This window comes from Lentzea chajnantorensis, from assembly GCF_054300775.1.
Genome location: NZ_JBSDZT010000002.1, coordinates 4263663 through 4287223 on the forward strand (window position 1 = coordinate 4263663; position 23561 = coordinate 4287223).

The window sequence follows — 23561 nt, forward strand, 5'->3', positions numbered from 1 at the left end:
CTGGTCAGGTGGCGCTGATGTCCAGCTTGCCGACCCTGTTGGTGGTCAGCAGGCCGAACCACACCGCGCCGGGTTGGTGGACGTTGATGTCGCACGGGTAGGAGGCCGACGACGGCGTGCTCCACATCCGGACCTCGTGCGTGACCGGGTTGAACCGGGCGACCTGGTTGCCCAGCCCGAACAGCGCGGGGAAGCTGACCGAGAAGTAGATGTTGCCGTCGCTCGCCTCGGCGATCGGTCCCGGCATCGGCAGCGGGTTGCCGATGCTGCCGACCCCCAGCCCGTTGAGGATGCCGGTGAGCAGGCCGCCCACGCCCAGCAACGGGTACTCGGTGATCTGCCCGGTGGCGGGGTCGATGCGGGCGATCTTCATGCCGAGGGACTCGCCGACCCAGATCGTGCCGTCCGCGGCCGTGCGCACGCCGACGGGGAAGGAGGCCGGCGTCGGCATCGTGTACTGGGTGAACAGGTGGGTGTCGACGTCGAGGGTGGCGACCTTGTTCAGTTGCGGCAGGTCGAACACGACGGTGCGTCCAGGGCCCGGTTTGATGATGCCGAACAGCGCGGCGACCTGACCGAGGACCTCACCGGGCACGCGGTACTTGATCCACTGCCCGGTCGCCGGGTCGTAGCGGCCGATGGAGTCCAGCCCGCCGAGCGTGAACCACAGGGCGTCGTCCGGCCCGCGGGCGAGGTCGTTGGCCAACCCGAGGCCGCTGTGCAGCGGCAGCCCCAGCGGTTGCGGGGTGAACGCGCCCGCCCACGGCAGCGGGAAGCTCGGTCATGGAGCCGTCGGCGGTGTCGACGCGGAGCAGGCTGTTGCCCGTCACCTGGGGCATCCACAGGTCACCCGCCGCGTCCAGGTCCATGCCGCCGGGCACCGACAGCGGCATCGGCGTGGAGAAGTTGGTGAACTGCCCGGTGGCCGGGTCGAACCGGGCGACCTGGCTGCTCAGGTACTGCTCGACCCACAGGTTTCCGCTGTGGTCGAACTCCACCTCGCACACACCGCCGACCGGCAGTGACGAGGGAACCGGGCCGTACTCGGTGATCGGCGTCGCCGCGCCGGCGGTACCGGGTACGAGCGCCGACGCGAGCAACGCCGCGGCAACCGCGAGCAACTGTCTGTGCCGTGCTGGTCTCATGGTCCACTCCAGGGAATCCGCCGTCTGGCCAGGTCGTGCTGCCAGAACGAGTAAAGCGGCTTCGCCACACGGCCCCGTGAACCTTCACCTGAAAAGCGCAGTCGTCAGCTCTTCGGCTCCAGCGCGGCCGGGTCGTACCGGCAGGCCGGGTCCCACAGCAGGAACGACGGCGCGCCCGCGGCCTTCGAGGCGTCGATCTGAGCGCGGACCTCCTTGGGCCCGTAGGAGACGCCCATGCTGAACGCCTGCAGCCACGGGATGATCTCGCTGCCGGTGCCCTCGACCTTCTTCAGGAAGTCGGCCACGGACCGGTTGGTGATCTCGTAGGGCTCGCTGTCCGGGCGGCTGACCCCGTACTCGCCGGGACCCCAGTGCGACGGGTAGACCATCGGCGCGACGTAGTCGGCGTACTCGGCCATCCTCGGGATGTCCTGGGCGACCGCGCCCGGTCGGGTCGCGGCGATGCCGAACACCGACACGCCCACGAACGTCCCGTGCGCCCGCACCGCCTTGCGGCTCTGGGTCAGGAAGTCGACGATGGCGTCCTCGGGGGAGCCCTCCAGGCCGGGCAGCCGCATCTGCTCCAGAGCGCCCTCCGGCTTGCGGATGTAGTCGTAGAGGATGTCGTCGAACCCGAGCCGTGCGGCCTCCTCGGCCAGCTCCACGTTGTAGGCGACGACGTCGGGGTTGGCGAAGTTGGTGAACGAGTACTGGCCGTACGAGCCGGCCCACGGGGTGCCGGCGGAGGACTGGATGACGCGGTCCCGCTTGCCCGACTCCCAGGACGCCTTGGCGAGGACCGGGTCGCGGAACGCCACGAGCCTGCCGACCACGCGCACGCCGAGCCGGTGCAGCTCGTCCACCGTTGCCTTGGCGTCGTAGTAGTCCCGGGTGGCGCCGATCTCGCCCGCCAGCGGGACCTGGGAGCGGTAGCCGATCTCGCCGCTCTCGTCCTTGATGTCGAGCTGCACCGTGTCGATGCGGCGTTCCTTGATCATCTGCAGCACCGGCTCGCGCAGCACCTCGGCCGACCACCCGGCCGCGGACATGTGCACCGCGCGCATGCCGGGGTGGCGCGTCTTGACGGCGAACTCCTGCTTGGCGACGTTGCCCGCGACGTCGCGGGCCTCGAAGCGGGCGGTCGCGGCCGTCGGCAGGGTCACGGCGAAGCTACCGCCGTCGCCGAGCTCCACGGGCTTGCCGTCCACGCTCAGCGCGGACGCGCCCTCGGCCCTGCCCTTGACCTCGACGGGCTTGCGGAGGTCGGTCACGGCCTCGGAGTCGACCGTCAGGACCGGCGGCGCGCTGTCGACGGTGAACCGCCTGCTCACCTCGTCGTCGGGGAGCAGGGGCACAGCGCCGGGGGACTGCGCCGTGAGGACGTGCTCGCCGTCGGCCGGCTCGGTGCCGGTGACCACGAGCCGGTTGCCCTCGGCCGTGGTGGACACCGGGTTGCCGTCGAGCAGCAGCCGCACCTCGCCGTGATCCATGCCCTCCGGCAGGGTGACCGCCAGCTCCTTCGCCGCGGCCGCCGTCAGCACGGCGCCGTCGTCCACCCCCATCACGACGGGACTGGCCGAGAAGGCGCGAACGGTCAACGGGGTGACGACGGCGAGCGCGACGAGCACGACCGCCCCCACCAACACGCTGCGGCGACTGCTGTTGCGAGATCGCATGCGCACCCTCCCGGCCGATGTCGTTCCGCTGTGGCGTATCCAGCAAGGTCCGTTTCAACCAAAACGCACACGTTCGTGTCCGCGTGTTGCGGCCGCCTGGATCGCCGTCAACCGTGAGAACGTGACTGGTAGGCGTGTTGGCGCACTGGGCGCGATGGCTGTCTTGTTGGTCGCGTGCGGGACGGCTCCCGAGCCGCCCCTGGCGGCGGCACCGTCCTCATCGGAGCGTGTCACCACCCCGCCCCCGGACCCCGGGACGTACTCGGCCAACGAGCTCGGTGACGTCCCGGTGCTGATGTACCACCGCATCGTCGACACCCCGGCGACGGTGTACGACCGCACCCCCGCCGACTTCCGCGCCGAACTGGAGCGCCTCGCCGGGGAGGGGTACGTCCCGATCACCACGGCCGAGTACGTCTCCGGCGAGATCGACATCCCGGCGGGCACCCACCCGGTCGTCCTCACCTTCGACGACGGCCACCCCACGCAGTTCGCGCTGACGCCGGAGGGGACACCCGTTCCCGGGACGGCGGTGGCGATCATGCTGGAGGTCGCCGGCCGCCACCCCGGCTTCCGCCCGGTCGCCAGCTTCTACGTCAACGGCGACCCGTTCGGGGACCCCGGCGGCAAGCGGACGCTGACGTGGCTGGCCGACCACGACATGGAGGTCGGCAACCACACCCTGACCCACTCGAACCTGGGCGCGGCGCCGGCGGAGGAGGCCCAGCGCGACATCGCCCGCGGCGACGCCGCCATCCGTGCGGCCGGGCCGACGCCGGTGACCATCTCCCTGCCCTTCGGCGTCCACCCGGTCCAGGAGGAGCTGGCCGTCAAGGGTCGCGCGGACGGTGTCGGCTACGAGTACACGGGCGCACTGCTCGTCGGCGCGAACCCGGCCCCGTCGCCGTACTCCGCCGACTTCGACCGGCTGCGCATCCCGCGCATCCGGTCCCAGGGCCCGACCGGCCAGGAGGCGGCCTTCGGCTCGTCGGCGTGGCTCGACAAGCTCGCCGCCGGCGCGAGCGTGCGCTACACCTCCGATGGGGTGCGCGACCGGATCGCCTTCCCCCAGGGCGGTTCCCGCTCGGTGGCGGCGGGCTACCAGGCCATGGCCCACTCGTACTGAACACCGGCCCAGCACCGGGGAACACCCCGACCGGCCCAGGCACTCGGGCCGTGTTCAACGCGAATTGGTTGACACCGGTTGAACACCATTTATCAGCACGTTTCCAAGGTGCCCCTGGGATAGTCGCAACGCACAGGAATAAGCATGCGTGACGGCGATTCTCCTTATTTGGAGAGAGGCGTCAGGCCACCCGATCGGAGGTTCCGCGCGGTCGCGGGTGACTGAAAGAATTGCTGCTTCGCTGGCGGGGACACAGACATGGGATGAGCGGAGGTCGACGCTGGTGGGCATATCACCGCAGGTCAGAACGGTGATGCGGGCGCAGCGAACGCGCAGTGGTGTTGGCGCGGATGCAGGACTATAGCAGTGGAAGGGCGATTCGTGGTCAGCGGAGCGGACTCGGGCAAGGAGACGGGCGCGCGGTTGTCGACATCGGCCCTGCCGGGAGTCGGCGACACAGTGGAAATGGTTCCGCCCGCTTCTCTCATTCCCGGCGACTCGCCGCGCAGTGGTGGCGAGGACATGGCGCACGTGCGCCGTTTGGCTGATTCCGCGACGACATTCCCGCCCATCATCGTGCACCGTTCGACGAAGCGGGTGGTCGACGGCATGCACCGCCTGCGTGCGGCGGTGCTGCGCGGGTCGGCGACCATCGCGGTGCGGTGGTTCGACGGCTCGGCCGACGACGCGTTCGCGCTCTCGGTTGGGGTGAACGCCGCGCACGGCCTGCCGCTGACGCAGGCGGACCGGACCGCCGCGGCACAGCGGCTGCTGGTGTCGCACCCCGGCTGGTCCGACCGCGCGGTCGCGGCGACCACCGGCCTGGACAACAAGACCGTGGCCGCGCTGCGCCGTTCAACCGAGGAGGTTCCCCGGTTGGCCAGCCGGGTCGGCAAGGACGGCAGGCGCAGGCCGGTCGACCCCGCTCCCGGCCGGATCGCGGCGGCGGAGCTGATCTCGGCCAACCCCGGCGCGTCCCTGCGCGAGATCGCCAGGACAGCGGGCATCGCCGTGGCCACGGTCAAGGACGTCCGCGAGCGCATGCGCCTCGGCCGCGACGTCGTTCCGGCCAGGACCCCCGACCGCGCCCCGGCCCTGCCCCGCCGCCCGCCGCCGAGGCCGGTCGGCGGCTTGGACGTCCTCAAGAACGACCCGTCGGTCCGGCACACCGAGAACGGCCGCAACATGCTCCGCCTGATGGCCGCCACCTCCGCCGACGCGGACTGGTGGAGCGCGATCCTCGACTCGCTCCCCGAACACTGCGCCGACGCGGTCGTCGAAGCTGCTCAGCAGTGCGCCCGCCGGTGGACGGACCTGGCGACCCGCATCGAACAGCGCCACACCGGCGGACGCCACACCGGCAAACGCCCCGCCTGACAACGGCGCAGGCTCCCGCGAGGGCCACCTGGCACCGCACCGGTGGCCGCCAACACCGGACGACGGCACCCGGACGAGCGCGACGGCGGCCAGTGCGGGCACGCACGCCGCGACCAGGCGCACCGGGGACGACCCAACGCCCCGCACCGGCGGCAGGAACCGGGCGCGCGCAGTTGTCCGCCGCGCCCCGGCCGTCCGCCGCGTCATGTCTCGCGGAGCAGGCCGGGCACCGGCCCCGCCAAGCGGGCGCGGCCGGCTCCGCTGAGCCCGGTCACCCCGGCACCACCGCGCCGGGGCGGCCGGGCTCAGCACCAGCCAGCCATTCGGCCAGCCCACCGAGCCCGGCCCAGGACCGCACCGCGCCGCCGGCGCCGCACCGCCGGCGCCCACTCAGCCTTGCGCGGCCCGCAACAGCCGGGCGTAGGGGCCGTCGGCGGCGGCGAGGTCCGCCGGCGCGCCCAGTTCCACGATGCGGCCGCGGTCGACCACGGCGACCCGGTCGGCGGCTGCGGCGGTGTGCAGGCGGTGCGCGATGGCGATCACCGTGCGGCCGGCCAGCACCCGGTCCACCGAGCGTTCGAGGGACCTGGCCGTGCCCGCGTCCAGCAGCGAGGTGGCCTCGTCGAGGACCAGGGTGTGCGGGTCGGCCAGCAGCACCCTGGCCAGGGCCAGCCGCTGGGCGACGGCGGGTGGGACGGGAGCCCCGCCGGAGCCGACCGCGGTGTCCAGTCCGTCCGGTGTGGACTCGACCCAGGCGAGCGCGCCGACCGCGGTCAGCGCCGCGGTGATCTCCTCGGTGCTGAACTCGCCGCCGCCCCGGCGGGCGGGCAGGGTCAGGTTGTCGCGGATCGTGCCCGCGAAGACGTGGTTCTCCTGGGTCAGCAGCAGGACCTCGCCGCGGCGGACGTCGTCCGGCATGGCGGCGACGTCCGCCCCGCCGATCAGCACCCGGCCCGCGGTCGGCGCGGCGATGCCGGCGATGAGCCTGCCCACCGTCGACTTGCCCGCGCCGGAGGGCCCGACCAGGACCAGCCGCTGCCCCGGCGGGACGACGAGGTCGATGCCGTGCAGCACCTCCTTGCCGCCGGGGTAGGCGAAGCGCACGCCGCAGAGCACCAGGTCGCGGCCCTCGGGTGGCGAGCCGTCGCGGACGGTGGCCGTGCCGCGGACCTGGCTCACGCCCAGGACCCGGCGCAGCGCCGCGGAGGCCACCTGCAGCTCCTCCAGCCACCACAGGGCCTCGTTGAGCGGGGTGATCATCGCCAGCAGGTAGGCCAGAACGGCGGCGACCTCGCCGAGGCTGGCCCAGCCGCGCTCGTGCGCGAGGCCGCCGAGGACCAGGGCGACCGCGATCGGCAGCAGGTAACCGATGTCGAGCGTGGCCAGCCACCGCACCCGCAGCCGCCGGATGCCGCGCTCGGCGGCCAGCGCGTCCGCCAGCGCGGCATCGGCCAGGTCGCGGCGGCGCCCGCCCAGCGACAGCGCCTCCACGGCGCGGGAGCCGTCGACGCTCTCGTGGACGGTCGATTGCACCCGACCCCACCGGCCGAGCGCGGTGATCATCGCGTCCGGGACCCTGCGCTGGTACCAGCGGTTGCCCGCGACCAGCACCGGCAGCGCCACCAGCAGGCACAGGCTCAGCAGTGGCGAGGTCAGCAGCATCGCCGCCGTGGTCAGCAGCACGGTCGTCACCGCGATCAGCACCTCGGGCACGGCGACGCGCACCGCCTGGTTCACGCGGGACACGTCTTTGGTGGCGCGGCTGAGCAGGTCGCCCGCGCCCGCGGTCTCGACCACGTCCAGCGGCAGCGCGAGCGCGTCGTCGACCAGGCGCTCGCGGGTGTCGGCCAGGACGGTCTCGCTGAAGACCCGGCACCTGGCCTTGGCCAGGCCGCGGGCGGCGGCCTGGCCTACCACCGCGAGCAGCAGCAGGCAGGCCAGCAGGTCGACGTGCCCCCGGCCGGCGCCGGAGCCGACGCCGTCGACCACGGCCCCGAGCAGCCTGGGCCGGGCCAGGCCGATCAGGGTGGCCAGGCCGAAGCAGAGCAGGACGACGGCGAAGCGCCCGCCGTGGCGGCGGGCGGTGGCCACGGCCCAGTCGCGGACCGCGCGCGGCGGCGCGGTGGGCAGCCCGGTCACAGGGCCACCGCCCCTGCGGTGACGACCCGGTCGGCGACCCCGGCCCACAGGGGGCTCTCGCTGAGCACGACGGTGGTGCGGCCGCGCCGCAGCCCGGCCACCCCGGCCGCGACCCTGGACTCGGTGTGCGCGTCCACCGCGGAGGTGGGCTCGTCGAGGACGAGGACGTCGGCGTCGGTTGCCAGCGCGCGGGCGAGCGCGAGGCGCTGGCGCTGGCCACCGGAGAAGCTCGCGGCCGCGCTCGCCGACCGCGTGCCCGAGCCCGCCGTCGAGCGCGTCGACGACATCGTCGGCGTCCGCCGCGCGCACGGCCGCGGCCGGTCCGACCGTCCCGGGGTGCGCGGGGGTCAGCTCCTCGCGCAGCACGCCCGCGAACCAGGGGTCGTCGTGGCGGGCCAGCACGACCCTGCGGCGCAGCTGGCTCAACGCCACCTCGCGCACCGGCACGCCGCCGACGAGCACGTCCTGCCCGGGGGCCGGGTCGGCGAGGCGGGCGAGCCGGTCGGCCAGGCCGGGAGCGGGTCCCGCGACGACGGTCAGCGCCCCGGCCGCGAGCACCAGGCCGGTCTCGGTGTCCACGAGGGACAGTGGGCCGGGTGGCAGTGGCACCGGTGCGGCGGCGTCGGCCAGCGCGGGCTCGATCGCCAGCAGGGCCAGCACCCGGTTGGCCGAGACGACGCCGCTGGAGAGCGCGTCGACGGCCTCGGTCGCGGTCGTCACCGGGATGACCAGGTACGCCGATGCCCCGTAGAACGCCACCAGCTCGCCCGCGGAGATCTCGCCCGCGACGGCCAGCCTGGCGCCCAGCCAGACGATGACGACGGTGACCAGGCCGGGGATGGCGACGTTGGCCGCCGACAGCACGCCCTCGCTGCGCCCGACCGGGCCGCCGGCGTCACGGGCCCGGCCGCTGGCCGCGGCGAACCGCGCGCGGAAGCGGCGTTCACCGCCGGTGCCGTGCAGCACGCGCAGCCCGGAGGCGATGTCCGCGCCGAGCGTTCCCACCGCGGCGAACAGCCCGCGCTGAGCGGCCTTGCGCCGTTGCAGCGGGCGGAACAGCGGCTTGATCGACACGACGGCGAGCGGCACGCCGAGCAGCGCGGCCAGCCCCAGCGGGGCGGACGTGGCCAGCAGCGCGGCCGCGGTCACCGCGAACCCGACCGTGGTGCCGAACGCGCGCCCGACCGACTTGCACGCCGCGCCGATGTAGTCCACATCGGACGAAGTGACGGCGGTGACGTCGCCGACCGTCGTCGCGCTGTGGACGGCGGGGCCGACCCTGGCCAGGTGCGCGGTCACCAGCCGCTGGGTCAGCTCGGCCCCGTGCAGGCGCAGCCCGGTGTTCAAGTGATCCGACGCCGCGCTGAGGACCGACTGCGCCACACCGAGGGCAACCGCGACGGCGGCCCACCACCACACCCGCGCGGTGTCGTGCGCGTCGATGGCGCCCACGCCGCCGCCGACCACCAACGGCAGCAGGGCCCCCGGTGTCGCCCACAACGCCGAGGTGCCGGCGGCCGCGGCGACCAGGCCGGGCCGCGCGCGCAGCACCCCGGCCAGCCAGCGCGCCCCGCTAGTGCCCGGGAAAGGCGGTGTCAAGTTCTTCCGATGGATTTCCGAATTCATATTCGCGTCACCTGGACCCTTCGCCTGCGGTGCCTTGACAGCCTGCGAGAGCCTACTTCAAACTCAAATCAATCCCAGCGGACAAGCACTCGACATGAATGTGCACCGGAATTCTCCGCCGGTGCGATTCTCATTCTTCGGAAGAGGTTCCAGCGCATGGGTGCATTGGCAATTCTCGGTGGTGAGCCGCAGCGTCCGGCGAAGATCACCGCGCGGTTCGAGCCGACCGGGGCGACCAGGCAGCGGGTCGCCGAGCTGCTCGCGGACGGGGCGCTCAGCGACTTCTACGGCGGCCGGTGGTGCACCGAGTTCGAGCGGCGCTTCGCCGAGCACTTCGGCGTCCGGCACGCGATCGCGGTCAGCTCGGGGACCTCGGCGCTGCACACGGCGGTGACCGCGGCGGGCATCGGCCCCGGCGACGAGGTGCTGGTGCCCACCAGCTGCTTCTTCACCGCCGCCACCGCGGTGCTGCAGCTCGGCGCGGTCCCGGTGCTGGTCGACTGCCTGCCGGGGTCGCTGGCCATCGACCTCGACGCCGCGGCGGCCCAGGTCACCGCGCGCACCAGGGCCGTGCTGCCGGTGCACATGTACGGCTACCCGGGCGACGCGCCCGCGCTGACCGCCTTCGCGCAGCGGCACGGGCTCGTCGTGGTCGAGGACGCCTGCCAGAGCCACGGCGCCCGGTGGGGCGACACGCTCATGGGCACCTTCGGCTCCCTCGGCTGCTTCTCCTTCGCCGCGCCCCGCAAGCACATCAACACCGGCGAGGGCGGCATGGTCGTCACCGACGACGACGAGCTCGCACTGCGCGTGCGGCGAGTCGCCAACAAGGGCAAGGACAACGGCTGGTTCACCCACAAGGTGATGGGCTTCTCCTACAACCTGCCCGAGATGAGCGCGGTGCTGGGCATCCAGGGCGTGGAGGCGCTCGACGCCGAGGTGGCCGCCAGGCGCGCGGTGTCCGACGCCTACGACGACGAGCTCGCGGGCAGCGGCCTCGAAGTGCAGCGGCCGCCGGACGTCGCGTTCCACTCGTACTTCCGCAAGGTGGTGCTGCTGCCGCCGCGGTACCTGCCGCTGCGCGACTGGTTCGTGCGCGCGGTGGAGTGGGAGAACGTCTCCGCCAAGCCCCCGCACGCCGCGTTGCACACGATCGAGTGGTTGCGCGGGCGGGTCGGCGGGGCGGGCGAGTTCCCCGTCGCCGACCTCGACCTCGGCCGCGCGGTCGACCTGGAGTCGGGGCCGCTGATGACGCCGGACGACGGCGTGGTCAGCGCCCGCGCCGTGCTCAAGGTGTGGGAGTGGGTGCAGGCCAACGAGGACGCCGCCTTCGCGTTCGCCGCCCAAGGTGGCCGCTACGACGACAAGGGCCCGCAATTGACCGCGGCGGGTTCGCGGTAGGGTCGGGAAACGTGATCACGAACAATTTCCTCGACGCCGTCCTCGACCACTACGGGCTCGCCGGAAAGCCCGTGGAACCGCTCAACCAGGGAGCCGACAACTTCACCGCATCGGTGAACTCGGAATTCGTGCTCCGCTGTTACCGGGTGACCCCGGCCGATGAGGTCGACGTCGAGCTCGACCTCATCGACCACCTGGTCGAGCGCGGTTTCCCGACCCCGCGCGTGCTGCGCACCGCGGACGGCGCGCGGCGGGTCGAGCACGAGGGCACGCACGCCGTGCTGTTCGAGCTGGTGCCCGGCTCGCCGATTGACGAGGACGCCCCCGCCAGCCGCCGCACGGTGGCCGAGCTGGCCGCGAGCCTGCACCTGGCGACGGCCGACCTGCCCGCCGGGGCGCGCCGGTCGCGCTCGGACCGGGGCCGCATCCAGAACCTGCTGGCCGAGCTGGACGCCGGCGGCCCGCTGGCGACGAAGGCAGGGGCGAGCGAGCTGGCGGGCGAGCTGCGCACATTGCTGTCCGAAGTGGACGACCTGCTCGGCGCGGGCCTGCCGCACGGCGCGGTGCACCACGACTACTACCACGAGAACGTGCTCGTCGACGCGGGCGGCCGGGTGCTCGGGCTGATCGACTTCGACGAGGCCTACCCCGGCCCGGTGGTGCTCGACGTCGCCGCCCTGCTCACCACCTGGGCCACCGACGACGAGGACCGCTTCGACACCGCGGCCATGCGCTCCCTGCTGGCCGACTACGAGCGGGTCCGCCCGCTGTCGGACCGGGAACGGGCGGCGCTGCCGCTGGCGGTGCGGGTGTTCAACGCCGCGGACGCCGCCGAGTACATCCAGCGCAACCACCGCAAGCGGCCGGACGCCTTCGAGATCGCCGAGTGCCGCTCGCTGCAGACCTACCACGCGCTCACCAGCCAACACGACTGGCTGCGCGGGTTCGCCACGGACTGACCCGCGCGCCGTCCGTCCCCAGGAGGACGACATGACCGACGACTTCCGCGTGTTCCTCGCCGCCCCGTTCGCGCAGTGGCTCGCGCCGGACGGCACCGTGGACCCGGTGGCCCGCAAGCGGCTGGAAGGCCTGCGCACGGCCTTCCTCGACCTGGGCCTGCCGGTGTTCAACGCCCACCACAACGAGGGCTGGGGCCAGGGCTGGCTGCCGCCGGAGGTGTGCGTGCCCAACGACTTCCGGGCCATGCAGACCGCCGACGTGGTCTGCGCCTACCTGGGCACGCCCGCCTCCGGCGGGGTCTGCCTCGAACTGGGCTGGGCCTCGGCCATGCACAAGCCGGTGCTGCTGGTGCTCGACGAGGGCGTCGAGCACAGCCAGATGGTGCAGGGCCTGTCCACCACGACCCCGGTGCGCGAGCTCGTGGTGCGCGACGGCCTCGACCCCTCGGCCCACGACGCGATCACCGCGGCGACGGTGGAGCTGGCCAGGGAGTGCTCGCCGCCGGTGGCGTGGCGGGGCACCGCGCTGGACACCTCGCTCGGCTACGTGCGGACCGCGACGCCGGAGCTGGTCGGATGACCGCCCTCGCGCCCACCCTGGCGGTGGCGGCCGCGGAGTTCGGCTGGGGCAGCGCGGGCAAGCTCAGCGCGGTGCTGGCGGCGCTGCGCGCCGGAGACCCCCGGCCGAGGCGGGTGGTGCTGCTCGGCTCCGGCCTGGGCCGCCCGCTGCTGGCCGGGCACGGGATCGACGCCGTGCACGAGGTGTCCACGCCGGGTGCGGTGGCCGAGGTGCTGGCCGAGGAGGAGGTGGACGCGGCGCTGGTCGTGCTCGACCCCGCCATCGCCAACGCCTGCACCGCGGCCGGTGTGCCCACGACCTACGTCGACAGCCTGCCGTTCCTGTGGACCAGGGGCGACCTGCCGGGGTTCCCGGTGGCCGTGGCCGCCTACTGCGCGCAGCGCTGCCTCGAGCTGCCCGCCGGCAGCGAGGAGGTGCTGGGGCACGTCCAGCGGCTGCACTGGGTCGACCCCGTCGTCGAGCACGCGGCGGCCGGCGGGCCGGGTGTCCCCGCCGGGCGGTGGCGCGGTGCGGGCGGCCGGGCGCTGGTGAACCTGGGCGGCCTGCGGTCGCCGCACGCCGCCGACTGGGCCGCCTACCCGCGCCTGGTGGTGCCCGCGGTGCTCACCGCGCTGCGCGACACCGGGTTCGAGGAGGCGCACGTGGCCGGCAACGTGCCGGCCGAACTGGCCGCGGAACTCGTCCGCTCGGCCCCGGAGCGGCTGCGGGTGTCGGCGGGGCCGTTGGCCCGCGCGGACTTCCTGGCCCGCCTCGACGGCGGCTGCGACGTGCTGGTGACCTCGCCGGGGCTGACCACGCTGCTGGAGGCCAGCAGCCGGGGCGTTCCGGTGGTGGCGCTGCCGCCGCAGAACCTGAGCCAGGTCTTCAACGCCCGGTTCCACCGGGCCGCGGTCGGCGACCGCTTCGGCGTGCGCTGGCCCGCGGGGGTGTTCACCGACGAGGAGGCCGTCGCGGCCAGCGCGGGCGGTGAGGAGGCGGCGCTGGAGGTCGTCTACGGCGGCATCTCCCGCGCCCGGCCCGCAGCCGTGCGCCCCGCGCTGCGCACCGCGCTGGCCGACGCGCTGCGGGCGGTGGCCGCGGGCGGGACCGACTGGGGCGCGCTGGCGGCCAGGCTGGGCACGTCCGGGGCCGCGCAGGTGGCCGAGATCGTGCTGGCGACCGGCGGGCGCGAGCACCGGCACCGCGCGGTCGACGCGCAAGCGCGTGGCTGAGCGGGGCGCGCGGGCGACCGCGGTCGTCGTCATCGGGGCCGGGTACGTCGGGCTGACCACCGCGGCGTGCCTGGCCTCGCTCGGCCACCGCGTGGTCTGCGCGGACGTCGACGCCGCCAAGGTCGACCGGTTGCGCGCCGGCCGGGTGGACATCCTGGAGCCGGGTCTGCCGGAGCTGGTGGCGGCCGGCCTGGCCGACGGGTCGCTGCGCTTCGAGCTGGGGGCCGGGGCCGCCGTGCGCGGCTGCGTTCCCGGCGCGCGGGCGGTGTTCCTCTGCGTTCCCACGCCTTCGGACGCCGACGGCCGGGCCGACCTGACGGCGGTGGAGTCCGCTGTGGACGAGGTGGCCGGAGCACTGGTCGCAGGCGACGTCCTCGTGCTCAAGTCGACAGTTCCGGTGGGGACGACGCACGCCGTGCGCGACCGCCTGCGCACAGCGGGCGTCGCGGTCGCCAGCAACCCGGAGTTCCTGCGGGAGGGCTCCGCCGTCACCGACTTCCTGCACCCCGACCGGCTCGTCATCGGGTGCGACGACCCGGCCGGGACCACCACGCTGGCCGGCGTCTACGCCGGGGTGCCCGCCCCGGTCGTGGTGACCGACCCGGTCAGCGCCGAACTGGTCAAGTACGCCGCGAACTGCTTCCTGGCCCTGAAGCTGTCCTACGTCAACAGCATCGCCGAACTGTGCGAGCGGGTGGGCGGCGACATCGGGTCGGTGGCGGAGGGGATGGGCCACGACCCGCGCATCGGCCCCGGCCACCTGCGCCCCGGCCCGGGGTGGGGCGGTTCCTGCCTGCCCAAGGACACCAGGGCCCTGCTCCACCTGGCCGACCGCCGCGGCGTGGACCTGGCCCTGGTCCGGGCCGCGGCGGACCTCAACTCCGCCACCCAGGACCGCATCGCGGACAAGGTCCGCACCGCGGCCGGGGAAGCGGGTGGCGACCGGGTGGCGGTGCTGGGGCTGGCCTTCAAAGCGGGCACCAACGACCTGCGCGAGTCCCCCGCACTGGCCGTCGCCGCCCGTCTGTCGGCCCACGGCCTGACCGTCGTCGCCCACGACCCGGCCATCGCCCCCGGAACCGCGCCACTGCCGGGCATCACCCTGGTCGACGACGTCGACCTCGCCGTCAAGGGCGCGGCAGCGGTGGCGCTCCTCACCGACTGGCCGCAGTACCGGGCGCTGGACTGGAACCGCGTGGCCGGCCTGATGGCCGGGACCGTGGTCGTCGACACCCGCAACCAGCTCGACCCGGAGCAGCTGCGCCGCTGCGGTCTCGACCGGCGGGGAATCGGGGTCTGAGTCCGCGGCCCGGTGACCGGTGGTGGTGTGGGCTGGACAAGTGGCGGTCCCGTCTGCGGGCGGGACCGCCACTCGGCTGCCCAGGTCGTGATGGGCCTGCCGGCGCGTCACACCGGCGTCCGCAGCCCCTCCGGCCGCACCCGCCGCCCCTCTCCAGCCGACGTCAGCACGGCGTCGAGCACGTCGACCACGTGCAGCGCCAGCTCCCCGCTGGCCCGGTGCTGCCCGCCCTCCCTCAGCGCCCGCACCAGGTCGACCACGCCCGCTCCCCGCCGCACCGGCGGTCCGGCGGGCTCGGGCAGCTCGACCTCCGTCCACTCCTGAGAGCCGCGCCGTTGCAGCAGCACGGGTCCGTCGTACGAGCTGGGGTCGGGGCAGCGCAACGTCGCCTCGGTGCCGTGGACGTCCAAACTGGACACATCGGCGGCGGTGTCGAAAGAGGTCGTGAGGGTGCCGACGGCTCCGCCCGCGAACTCCAGCACGGCGGAGAGGTGGGTCAGCGTCTCGACCTCGACCACGGACCCGGCCAGCGGGTCGCTGGTCACGGTGCGGGTGGGCCAGGTCGTCGCGGCGGCGGCGGAGACGGCGGCGATCGGGCCCAGCAGGCAGACCAGGGCGCTGAGCTGGTAGGGGCCCATGTCGAACAGGGGACCGCTGCCGGACCGGTAGAAGAAGGCCGGGTCCGGGTGCCACCACTCCGGCCCCGGGCTCAGGGTCAGCGCGGTGACCCCCACCGGCGTGCCGATGCGGCCCTCGTCGACGAGTCGCTTGGCGAGCTGGAAGGCAGGGGACAGGAAGGTGTCCGGCGCGCTGCCCACGCGAACCCCGCCCGCGGCGGCGGCGTCGAGCAGAGCGGCGGCCTCAGTCCGGTCAACGCCAAGGGGTTTCTCGGTGTAGACGTGCTTTCCCGCGGCGATGGCGGCGAGGGCGACATCGGCGTGGTGGGCGGGCGGTGTCAGCACGAGGACGACCGCGACCTCCGGGTCGTGGTGCAGTTCCTCGACGGGCACCGCGCGCAGTCCGGGGACCTCACGTGCCAGCGCGCTGGCCCGCGCCGGGTCGGCGTCGGCCACAGCGGCCAGCCGGACCGAGGGCTGCTTGGCGAGGTGTTTGGCGTAGGAGCGGCTGATCATGCCCGCCCCGACGATGCCGAGGCCGACCGGTGCGCTCATCAGGAGACCTCCACGGCAGTGGCGCGCTCGCGCAGGAAGTGGTTCATCACGCGCGAGCTGACGTCGCAGCGCCCGCAGGCGCTGTTGGTCCCCGACGCGCAGCGCGCCCGCAGGGACAGGGCGTTGAGGCTGTTCCACGCGTCGCGCGGGCGCCAGGTGAGCAGGTTGCCGATCGGCGCGTCGGCGTAGACGAGCATGTTGCAGCCGAACACGTCACCGGTGTCGGCGCGGACGTAGGCGGTGAAGGTGGGCACGCTGCACGGGTGCGGCGAGTCGTCCTCGGCGAAGCCCTCCTCGCGGGCGATGAGCTGCACGCCGGCGTCGGCGCACCGGACGCGCAGCCGCCCGATCACCGCGGTGGCCCGCCGCACCTGCTCCGGCGTCGGCAGCTGCTCCGCCTCGCCGCGGATGGGGATCAGGTGCCACCAGTCGGGCAGCCTCGGCTGCGACAGCAGCACGTCGCCCAGTTCCTCCAGGTCGTCGATGCCGATGCGCTGCAACACGGAGTTGACGCCGAAGGGCAGGCCGACCTCGTGCATGCGGCGCATGGCGGACACGCACCGGTCGAACAGCTGCGGGGTGTCGCGGATCGTGTCGTGGCGCGCACCGACGGCGTCGATGCTGAGCACCACCTCCTGACACCCGGCCCCGGCGAGCTCGGCGACCTTGGACGCCAGGACGCGGCCGTTGGAGATCACCGACACCCTGGTGCCCGCGTCGGTGGCGCGGCGCACCAGCTCGGACAGGCCGTGCAGCAGCAGCGGCTCGCCGCCGGTGAAGCGCAACGACTTCGGCGCGAGCTCCAGGACCTTGTCCAGGACCTCGCGGTAGTGCTCGACGCCGAGGGTGCTGCGCGGCAACAGCCAGCAGTCGCACATGTTGCAGCGCGCGTTGCAGTTGTCGAACAACCCGAAGTACACCAGGTCAAGGCCGGTCTGCGGCCTCGTGGGCGACACCATGGTCGGGGTACCTCCTTGCGGGGTGGGCGGTTCAAGGCCGCAAGGTAGGCGGGCCGGGTGCACGCGGCCAAGACCGCCACCGTGCACACCGTTGGTGTTCAACATGATTGCCGGCCACGCGCGGTGGTCGGCGAGGCGCGGCGCCGGGCGCGCACGGGTGAGGACGTGACCTGCGTCCACACTGGCCAGACGCGCTGAGTGAGATCGCGTGCCGCACCCGGCATCCGTTGCTCCATAAGGACTGTTCAGCACCACACGCGCGCCTTTGCCCCGGCCACGGCCGCTTGTTAGCGTCCGATCGCCCGACCGCCGCGACCGACAAGGCTGGTGCTGATGGGTCTCTCGCTGACCGACCACCTGGACAACCTCGGCCCCCTCGCGGGCAGCGCACCCTACGTGCGCACACCGGCGGGTCTGATGGGCCAGGACCTGGCCCCGCCCCGGCGCGACGTCGAGCGCGAGCGCGAGCAGCTGCGGCGCTACTTCGACGGTCTGCCGCAGGCGCACCGTGCCAGGGTGCTGGCCCTGGCCGACCGGCTGCCCCCGCTGGACCCGCGTTGCCGGATCAGCGTGCAGGTGCCCGCCCGGTTCGAGGCCGAGTACCTGCGCCGCTTCCTCGACGTCTACGCCGACCAGCGCGACGTCGACGGCTCGCCGCTGCCGCCGGGCAGCTTCGACGTGCTGGTGCTGACCAACCGGCTTGCGGGCGAGGACCCGGACGACTCCGCCGCGGTGTTCGAGCGGTTCCGCGCCGAGGCGGGCGCGGTCGGCGCGGCCTTCCACCTCGTCGACGTGGTGCTCGACGCGGACGAGCCGTACCCGCTGACGCTGTGCAGGCGGCTGTGCGCGGACATCACCGCGGTCAGGGCGCTGCGCGGCCGGCAGCGCGCGCCGCTGTACTTCGCACTGGAGGACGCCGACACGGTGTGGCTCGACCCCCGGCAGCTGGCCATCCAGGTCGCCGCGCTCGACGCCGACCCGGCGCTGGACGGCGTGCGCGGCCAGCAGGACCGCTGCCCGTGGATCATGTGCGAGAACGACCTGCTCGTGCTGCTGCGCCGCTCGTGGAACTTCACCGAGGCCTACTTCATGCGCGAGTCGCTGCACCCGCACCGCAACCCCGACTACGACTTCACCTGGAACCGGGTGGTGACCAGCGGCTGGAACACCGCGATCACCGCGGAGGCGTTCGCGGCGATGGGCGGCTACACCCCCGACCGCCGCCTCGGCGAGGACGTCGACCTCGGTGAGCGGCTCAGCTGCGTGCGCGGCCGCTGGGACGGGCCGGTGTTCCGCCCCGAGGTGGGCACTGTCGGCGCGCTGCGCACCAGGGCGGAGGGCTCGCCCCGGCGGTGGCTGCTGCGGGTGGCCGCCGACGTGGAGCCCTACAACCGGTCCGGCGGCTACGCGAACTTCTTCTCCGCCGACGTCACCGCGCGCATCAAGTCCCCTGACCCGCACGACCTGCTGGAGCTGGCCCGCCCCTCGGCCAGGCTCACCCGTGAGAACGCCGAGCTGTTCGAGGACGTGCTCTCCGGCGACCTCGCCTTCACCCGCAAGGTGCGCAAGCGCCGCGACGCCGCCGACGAGCAGTGGCGCTGGGTGTGCCTGGCGCTGGGCCTGCGCCCCTCGGACTGGCGGGTCGACGGCGACCGGGTGCGCCTGCTGCGCCTGGACGCCCTCGCCGGCGCGCTGGCCGGGTTCCGCGCCAGGCACCGGGGCAGGCCACCGCGCATCGGCGAGTCAGCCCGTCCCACCGGCCGCATCCCGCACCGCCCCCAGGAGGAGACCCATGCGCACCCCAGCGCTTGACGGCGGAACCCCCGCCTTCGACGCGAACGAGGCCAAGGCCCTGTGGCCGGGCACGCACCCCGACGAGCTCGACGGCCTGCGCCGGGTCCTCGACTCCGGCGTGTGGTCGCGCAGCCGCGACAGCGACTGGGCCGGCGGCGAGGTCGGCCGGTTCGAGGCCGCGCTCGGCGGCTACCTGGGGGCCGAGCAGGTCACCGCCACGGCGAACGGCACGGTCGCCATCGAGTTCGCGCTCGCCGCACTCGGCGTCGGTCCCGGCGACGAGGTGATCGTGCCCGCGTCGACGTTCTTCGCCTCGGTCTCACCCGTGGTGCGCCTGGGCGCGATCCCGGTGTTCGCCGACATCGACCCGGCGACCTTCACGATCTCTCCCGCGTCGGTGGCCGAGCGGGTCACCAGCCGCACGGTGGGGGTGCTCGTCGTGCACCTCGCGGGCATCCCGGTCGACCTGGACGCGATCGGCGAGCTGTGCGCGCGGCACTCGCTGTTCCTGGTCGAGGACTGCGCGCAGGCGCTGGGCTCGACCTGGCGCGGCCGCCAGGTCGGCACGTTCGGCGACGCGGGCACCTTCTCCTTCCACCAGGAGAAGCAGCTCACCGCGGGCGAGGGCGGCGCGGTCGCCACCCGCGACCCGGCCGTCGCCGGACGGGTCTTCGCCCACCACAACGGCTTCTGGATGCGCGGAGCCCCCAAGCAGGACAAGCACGAGGTCTCCACCAACGGCAGGCTCACGCCGTTCCAGGCCGCGGTGCTCAGCGCCCGGTTGACCCGCCTCGACGAGCAGGTCGAGCACCGGGCGGCCAACGCGGAGGCACTGCGCGCGGCTGTCGTGGACGGGGTCGAGCAGGTGACCCCGCTCGCGGCGACGACCAGGTGGAGCCTGTTCGCGGTGCCCTTCCGGGTGGACCCGGAGCAGGTGTCGCGCGACAAGCTCGTCGAGGCGCTGTCGGCGGAGGGGGTGTCGGCGCACGAGGGCCACCTCGACCCGGTGTACCGGCGCCCGCTGTTCCTCGACAACCCGATCGACCACCGCAACGACGGCTGCCCGGAGGCGGAACGGGCGGCGGACACCACCGGGTTCGTCATCTCGCACAAGATGTTCCTCGGCCCGCGGGCCTGGATGACGCGGCTGGGCGAGGTGCTCGACGAGCTGGTCTCCTCGGGGCGCGTCCGCCCGTGAGCCGCCACCCGGCCGCCCGCGCCGCCCACACCGACAGCTGATCGACAGACCGGCGCGGCGGACCAGGGTGCGGGCAGCGCGGCGGGGCAGAGGCCGGCGCGGAGCCGGACGCGGTGGTTCGGGTCGCCGCGAGCAGGTCGGCGAGCGCGGTGGCATCAGCGGTCAACTCGATCTCGTCCGCACCGCGCGGTCGCCCGGCGAACTTGTCGTTCGGCTCTGCCACGCGGGTCACGTGCAGGCGGGTCGGCAGGCCCTCGGCGGAGGCGGACGGCATATCCAGCGAGCAGACCGCCGAGAACGGCTGGTCACAACGCGCGCCGCGCGCTCGTCGGCACCCAGACCGAAGCCTGCCCGGCCGCCATGACGTCAACGAGCAGCCACGGGACAGGTCTCCAGACGCCGCGCTGACCGCGTTCGCCCAGCAACACGGAGAAGCATCCACCAAACGGGTTGGAGTCAAACAATACTCGATCGGGTTGTTCTGGCGCTGAAGGGTTCACACGATGGGGTGGAAGCGGCTTGATGGAGTGGCGGGCACGAAAGCGTCCGCCGACCACAGAGTGGAGATCACGAACATGCCGCATTGGGGCAGAATTGCCGCCACGACCGTGATGGCGGTGGTGGCCGGGCTCGTAGCGGCCACGACGGCCACCGCTTCCCCGGTCGGGGTGCAGACGCTTTACCAGGTCACCTACGGCTCTCTGGGGCGAGCGGACTTCGACAGCTACGGGGAGGTCCTGCGGGCCTGTGACACCCGGGAGGACGGTCTCGACGTCAACGCCACCCTGACCGTGCAGGGACGGACCTACTCGGTTTCCGACAGTGGCGCGGGTTCTCCGTGCGGGCAGAAGAACCTGGACCTGCCCGAGGGCTTGTCCGGCACGCTGCAGGTATGCGTGCCCGGCAGGGGATGCAGCAGCACCGCCGTCAGCACCACCTGATCTCGGTCAGGTCTCGCAGCTCCATCCACCGCGCCGCGAGCGGATCGGCACGGAGACTGCGAGTGGGCTGAAGCTCGGCGGTGTCGGTGGTCATCGCGGGCAGCCCGACCAGCACGGCCTCATGATCCCGCGCTTTCCGCGGCCCGGAAGCGCGGGACCATCGGTGGCGCTGGCTCGCGTCCGGGGTCCGCTGGGGAAATGAGCAAGCGTCCGCAAGCAAAACGAGCACCCATTGGTGCTGCACCTGCGTAGTCCCGGTAACGGCGCTGCTGGACTCAGAACTCCTGGCTCGATGGGAGGTTGCGGAGGCGGCGCCAGCAGATGAGGCCGCAGGCCAGGCTGAGGAAGACTTCGTGGATGTCGTCGCGGATCTCCCAGCGGGTCCGCAGGCGGCGGAACCAGTGCAGCAGCGCGAAGTCTGCTCGACGACCCAGCGGTGCACGCCCAGTCCGGAGCCGTGTTCGCTGCCGCGGCGGGCGATTACCGGTGTGATGCCCTTGTCGCGGAACAGGGTGCGGTACTTGTCGTGGTCGTAGCCGCGGTCTGCGTACAGCGTGTTGGGTCGGAACCGTGGCCGGCCGCGTTTGCCGCGCACCGGCGGGATCTGGTCGATCAGCGGCATCAGCTGGGTGACGTCGTTGCGGTTGCCGCCGGTGAGTGACACGGCCAGCGGAATGCCGTGTCCTTCGGTGATCAGGCGGTGCTTCGAGCCCGTTCCGGCGCGGTTGACCGGGCTCGCCCCGGTTTTGGGCCGCCTTTGAGGGCGCGGACGTGCGAGCCGTCGATCACCGCCCGCGACCAGTCCAGCGCGTGCGCGGCGTTGAGCTCGGCGAGCAGGTTCTCGTGCAGCCGCTGCCAGACCCCCGTCTGGTGCCAGTCCCGCAGCCGCCGCCAGGCGGCCTGACGACTCGTGCTCAGACCGTCGGCGGAGATGACCGGCGGTCGGTGCACTTCCCCACGCGTCCATCGTCCGCCGCACCCGCCACGAAAACCTTCGCGGGCACGTACCAGATGAGTCGTTCCCGCCCGTCTTCGCTGAGCAACGCGTAGCAGTCGTAGTCGATCGGACCGCGCTGTGGATGGCGCAGTCTCTTCGTCTCACTCCGGCGGATGGCGACGTCCTGCTGAGCCCACAGCCGTGCGAACCAGGAGCTGTGCGCGGTGAGCACCTCGATCAAAGCTCTGGCATCAGGATCATCCGGTCCGCGGCGAGCGACACCGATCCGCAGGTCCGCGATGAGCGCCTCGGCTTCCGCTTCGTGACAGCTTTCATCGAACTGTGCCCGCACGGCCGGATCAGTGAACCACCGGTACACGTAGCTGTCGGTCAGCTCCGAGGACTCGGGAATCGGGCCGTGCAGTTCGGCTGCCGCGTCGTTCTGCGCGAGAACGATTTGCAGATCCGTGCTGACATAGGCGGGAACGTCGTCCCCGAAACGGCTGAGAAGATCCCGCATGGCGGGGTGCAGGACCGCCCCGGACGAGCGGCGCGGCTGGTGCCGCCCGGCGAGGGTGAACGCGTGAGCGCGCTCGTCCTCGCTCATTTTGAGCACCTCGGCGAAGGCGTCGAGAACAGCCGATGAAGGTTGAGCCGTTCCGCGCTCGATCTCGATGTAGTAGTCGGTGGAGACGTGCGCGAGCTGGGCCACCTCATCCCGGCGCAGGCCTGTCACCCGCCTGCGGGAACCCATCGGCAGCCCCACGTCAGCGGGGCGCACCCGGTCGCGACGTGAGCGCAGGAACGCGCCGAGCTGCGGAAGATCCATCGCAGCCAGTATGAGGGACCAGCACCGGCGCTTCAACGCGTCACGTGCCCTGAGAGGGGGGTCAGCCTCCCCTGGTTCGGCCTGGTCACGCTGACAAGGCTGGACGCGTGGACGAAGAACAGATGTCGAAGATGCTCGACGCGATCGCCGCCAACTTCCGCGGCAGCCAGCGCGCCCCGGTCATCGGTACCCCCGGCGATCTCGGGCTGGCGTACGAGGACGTGACCTTCCCCGCCAGCGACGGGGTGCCGCTGGAAGGCTGGTTCATCCCGAACACCGGCGACAAGCTCGTCATCGCGAACCACCCGATGGGCTTCACCCGTACCGGCCTGCCCAGCCACCTCGATCCGTGGTGCTCGATCTGGGCGCCCAGCGGCAACAACATCGAGATCCCCTTCATGCCGGACTACAAGATCCTGCACGACGCGGGCTACAACGTCCTCACCTACGACCTGCGCAACCACGGCTTCAGCGGGTCCGCCAACGGCGGCATCACCTCCAGCGGCATCTACGAGGCCCGCGACGTGATCGGTTCCCTCACCTACGCACGCACCCGCACCGACACCGGTTCGATGCGGATCAGTCTGTTCAGCCGCTGCCTCGGCGCGAACGCGACGTTCGCGGCCGCCTACCAGGACCCGGCCGCGTTCGAGGGCATCGACTCCCTCGTGGCCGCCCAGCCGGTGACCACCAAGGTCATCATGACCCACCAGCTCGGTCTCATGGGCATCCCCGCGGTGCGTGTGGACGACCTCGACCGCCGCATTCAGCTGGTGACCGGCCTCGGGTTCGACGCGCAGGACCCGGTGCCCTGGGCCGGCGCGGTCAGCGTACCGACGTTGATCTACCAGGTCCGCGACGACAGCCTCGTCACCCCGCACGACGTGCGGTCGATGTACGACGCGATGCCCACGAAGGACAAGCACCTGCACTGGATCGAAGGCAGCAACCGCCGCTGGGACGGCTACCTGGAGTTCCAGCGCAACCCGCACCCCATGCTCGACTGGATCGCCCAGCACGCCGCCTGACCTGGGAAAACGCTCACCGCCCACGAACACGTTGCCCGTGGGCGGCGAGCGCCATGTCGGAATCGAGGGCATCAGCCCTCGCACGTTCACGGTGAGAACGACCGTGACCGACCCGTCCGCGTCGTTCCCGCCGGATCTCGTCGAGCGCGAGTTCGACCAGAGC

The 23561-nt window shown here is 72.9% G+C and carries 17 protein-coding genes and 1 pseudogene; 11 read left to right on the forward strand and 7 right to left on the reverse strand.

The annotated features are described in order from the left end of the window. Positions 1-4 precede the first annotated feature (4 nt). Positions 5-706: a Vgb family protein gene (locus ACVDFE_RS21535; RefSeq protein WP_458431609.1), complete on the reverse strand. Its 702-nt coding sequence runs from the start codon at positions 704-706 to the stop codon at positions 5-7. Between the two features lie 543 nt (positions 707-1249). Beyond that, positions 1250-2821, reverse strand: coding sequence for a putative glycoside hydrolase (locus tag ACVDFE_RS21540; RefSeq protein ID WP_458431610.1), 1572 nt, complete (start codon positions 2819-2821; stop codon positions 1250-1252). A 154-nt stretch (positions 2822-2975) separates the two neighbouring features. On the opposite strand from ACVDFE_RS21540, the gene ACVDFE_RS21545 reads away from it, so the two are divergent. Further along, positions 2976-3947 (forward strand): polysaccharide deacetylase family protein, encoded by a 972-nt coding sequence (locus tag ACVDFE_RS21545; RefSeq protein ID WP_458431611.1) that lies wholly within the window; start codon positions 2976-2978, stop codon positions 3945-3947. 576 nt (positions 3948-4523) lie between these two features. Further along, the gene (locus ACVDFE_RS21550) at positions 4524-5324 is read left to right on the forward strand and encodes a hypothetical protein (protein ID WP_458431612.1); all 801 of its coding nucleotides are present in this window, start codon (positions 4524-4526) and stop codon (positions 5322-5324) included. Positions 5325-5714: 390 nt separating this feature from the next. On the opposite strand, the gene ACVDFE_RS21555 is transcribed toward ACVDFE_RS21550, so the two are convergent. Next, a complete protein-coding gene (locus ACVDFE_RS21555) occupies positions 5715-9062 on the reverse strand; it encodes an ABC transporter transmembrane domain-containing protein (protein WP_458431613.1) in 3348 nt (1115 codons plus the stop codon). Between the two features lie 183 nt (positions 9063-9245). Here ACVDFE_RS21555 and ACVDFE_RS21560 point away from each other — a divergent pair, with 183 nt between their 5' ends. From ACVDFE_RS21560 to ACVDFE_RS21580, 5 genes are read left to right on the forward strand one after another with little or no spacing between them, the layout of a single operon-like run. Further along, the gene (locus ACVDFE_RS21560; RefSeq protein WP_360393565.1) at positions 9246-10490 is read left to right on the forward strand and encodes a DegT/DnrJ/EryC1/StrS family aminotransferase; all 1245 of its coding nucleotides are present in this window, start codon (positions 9246-9248) and stop codon (positions 10488-10490) included. 11 nt (positions 10491-10501) lie between these two features. Further along, the gene (locus ACVDFE_RS21565) at positions 10502-11449 is read left to right on the forward strand and encodes a phosphotransferase (protein WP_458431614.1); all 948 of its coding nucleotides are present in this window, start codon (positions 10502-10504) and stop codon (positions 11447-11449) included. A gap of 31 nt (positions 11450-11480) precedes the next feature. Beyond that, the gene (locus tag ACVDFE_RS21570) at positions 11481-12029 is read left to right on the forward strand and encodes a nucleoside 2-deoxyribosyltransferase (protein ID WP_360393571.1); all 549 of its coding nucleotides are present in this window, start codon (positions 11481-11483) and stop codon (positions 12027-12029) included. Then, positions 12026-13240: a hydroxymethylcytosylglucuronate/cytosylglucuronate synthase gene (locus ACVDFE_RS21575; RefSeq protein ID WP_360393574.1), complete on the forward strand. Its 1215-nt coding sequence runs from the start codon at positions 12026-12028 to the stop codon at positions 13238-13240. The genes ACVDFE_RS21570 and ACVDFE_RS21575 overlap by 4 nt, the downstream gene beginning before the upstream one ends. Beyond that, the gene (locus ACVDFE_RS21580; RefSeq protein WP_458431615.1) at positions 13233-14540 is read left to right on the forward strand and encodes a UDP-glucose dehydrogenase family protein; all 1308 of its coding nucleotides are present in this window, start codon (positions 13233-13235) and stop codon (positions 14538-14540) included. The genes ACVDFE_RS21575 and ACVDFE_RS21580 overlap by 8 nt, the downstream gene beginning before the upstream one ends. Positions 14541-14647: 107 nt before the next feature. Here ACVDFE_RS21580 and ACVDFE_RS21585 read toward each other — a convergent pair whose 3' ends face one another. Continuing rightward, a complete protein-coding gene (locus tag ACVDFE_RS21585; protein ID WP_360393580.1) occupies positions 14648-15712 on the reverse strand; it encodes a Gfo/Idh/MocA family protein in 1065 nt (354 codons plus the stop codon). Further along, positions 15712-16671: a radical SAM/SPASM domain-containing protein gene (locus ACVDFE_RS21590; RefSeq protein ID WP_458431616.1), complete on the reverse strand. Its 960-nt coding sequence runs from the start codon at positions 16669-16671 to the stop codon at positions 15712-15714. Before ACVDFE_RS21590 ends, ACVDFE_RS21585 begins: the two co-directional genes overlap by 1 nt. A gap of 333 nt (positions 16672-17004) precedes the next feature. On the opposite strand from ACVDFE_RS21590, the gene ACVDFE_RS21595 reads away from it, so the two are divergent. From ACVDFE_RS21595 to ACVDFE_RS21605, 3 genes are all read left to right on the forward strand, one after another. Further along, complete coding sequence (locus ACVDFE_RS21595; RefSeq protein ID WP_458431617.1) at positions 17005-18483, forward strand: hypothetical protein; 1479 nt, start codon at positions 17005-17007, stop codon at positions 18481-18483. Next, a complete protein-coding gene (locus ACVDFE_RS21600) occupies positions 18464-19663 on the forward strand; it encodes a DegT/DnrJ/EryC1/StrS family aminotransferase (protein WP_458431618.1) in 1200 nt (399 codons plus the stop codon). The genes ACVDFE_RS21595 and ACVDFE_RS21600 overlap by 20 nt, the downstream gene beginning before the upstream one ends. Before the next feature lie 560 nt (positions 19664-20223). Then, positions 20224-20604 carry a hypothetical protein gene (locus ACVDFE_RS21605; RefSeq protein WP_458431619.1) on the forward strand — a complete coding sequence of 127 codons (381 nt, stop codon included), beginning with the start codon at positions 20224-20226 and terminating at the stop codon, positions 20602-20604. 275 nt (positions 20605-20879) lie between these two features. Here the strand turns inward: ACVDFE_RS21605 and ACVDFE_RS21610 are convergent. Together ACVDFE_RS21610 and ACVDFE_RS21615 are read right to left on the reverse strand one after the other, a co-directional pair. Further along, a pseudogene (locus tag ACVDFE_RS21610) lies at positions 20880-21498 on the reverse strand (IS5 family transposase); the annotation flags it as partial. A gap of 20 nt (positions 21499-21518) precedes the next feature. Next, a complete protein-coding gene (locus tag ACVDFE_RS21615) occupies positions 21519-22370 on the reverse strand; it encodes a helix-turn-helix domain-containing protein (RefSeq protein ID WP_458431620.1) in 852 nt (283 codons plus the stop codon). Between the two features lie 107 nt (positions 22371-22477). Here ACVDFE_RS21615 and ACVDFE_RS21620 point away from each other — a divergent pair, with 107 nt between their 5' ends. Continuing rightward, on the forward strand, positions 22478-23398 hold the full coding sequence (locus ACVDFE_RS21620) for an alpha/beta hydrolase (RefSeq protein WP_458431621.1): 921 nt from the start codon (positions 22478-22480) through the stop codon (positions 23396-23398). Positions 23399-23561 lie beyond the last annotated feature (163 nt).

Coding starts and splice junctions, on each gene's coding strand:
- ACVDFE_RS21540 (WP_458431610.1), bottom strand. CDS start 2,821: ATGCGATCTCGCAACAGCAGTCGCCGCAGCGTGTTGGTGGGGGCGGTC.
- ACVDFE_RS21545 (WP_458431611.1), top strand. CDS start 2,976: ATGGCTGTCTTGTTGGTCGCGTGCGGGACGGCTCCCGAGCCGCCCCTG.
- ACVDFE_RS21560 (WP_360393565.1), top strand. CDS start 9,246: ATGGGTGCATTGGCAATTCTCGGTGGTGAGCCGCAGCGTCCGGCGAAG.
- ACVDFE_RS21570 (WP_360393571.1), top strand. CDS start 11,481: ATGACCGACGACTTCCGCGTGTTCCTCGCCGCCCCGTTCGCGCAGTGG.
- ACVDFE_RS21575 (WP_360393574.1), top strand. CDS start 12,026: ATGACCGCCCTCGCGCCCACCCTGGCGGTGGCGGCCGCGGAGTTCGGC.
- ACVDFE_RS21585 (WP_360393580.1), bottom strand. CDS start 15,712: ATGAGCGCACCGGTCGGCCTCGGCATCGTCGGGGCGGGCATGATCAGC.
- ACVDFE_RS21590 (WP_458431616.1), bottom strand. CDS start 16,671: ATGGTGTCGCCCACGAGGCCGCAGACCGGCCTTGACCTGGTGTACTTC.
- ACVDFE_RS21595 (WP_458431617.1), top strand. CDS start 17,005: ATGGGTCTCTCGCTGACCGACCACCTGGACAACCTCGGCCCCCTCGCG.
- ACVDFE_RS21600 (WP_458431618.1), top strand. CDS start 18,464: ATGCGCACCCCAGCGCTTGACGGCGGAACCCCCGCCTTCGACGCGAAC.
- ACVDFE_RS21615 (WP_458431620.1), bottom strand. CDS start 22,370: ATGGATCTTCCGCAGCTCGGCGCGTTCCTGCGCTCACGTCGCGACCGG.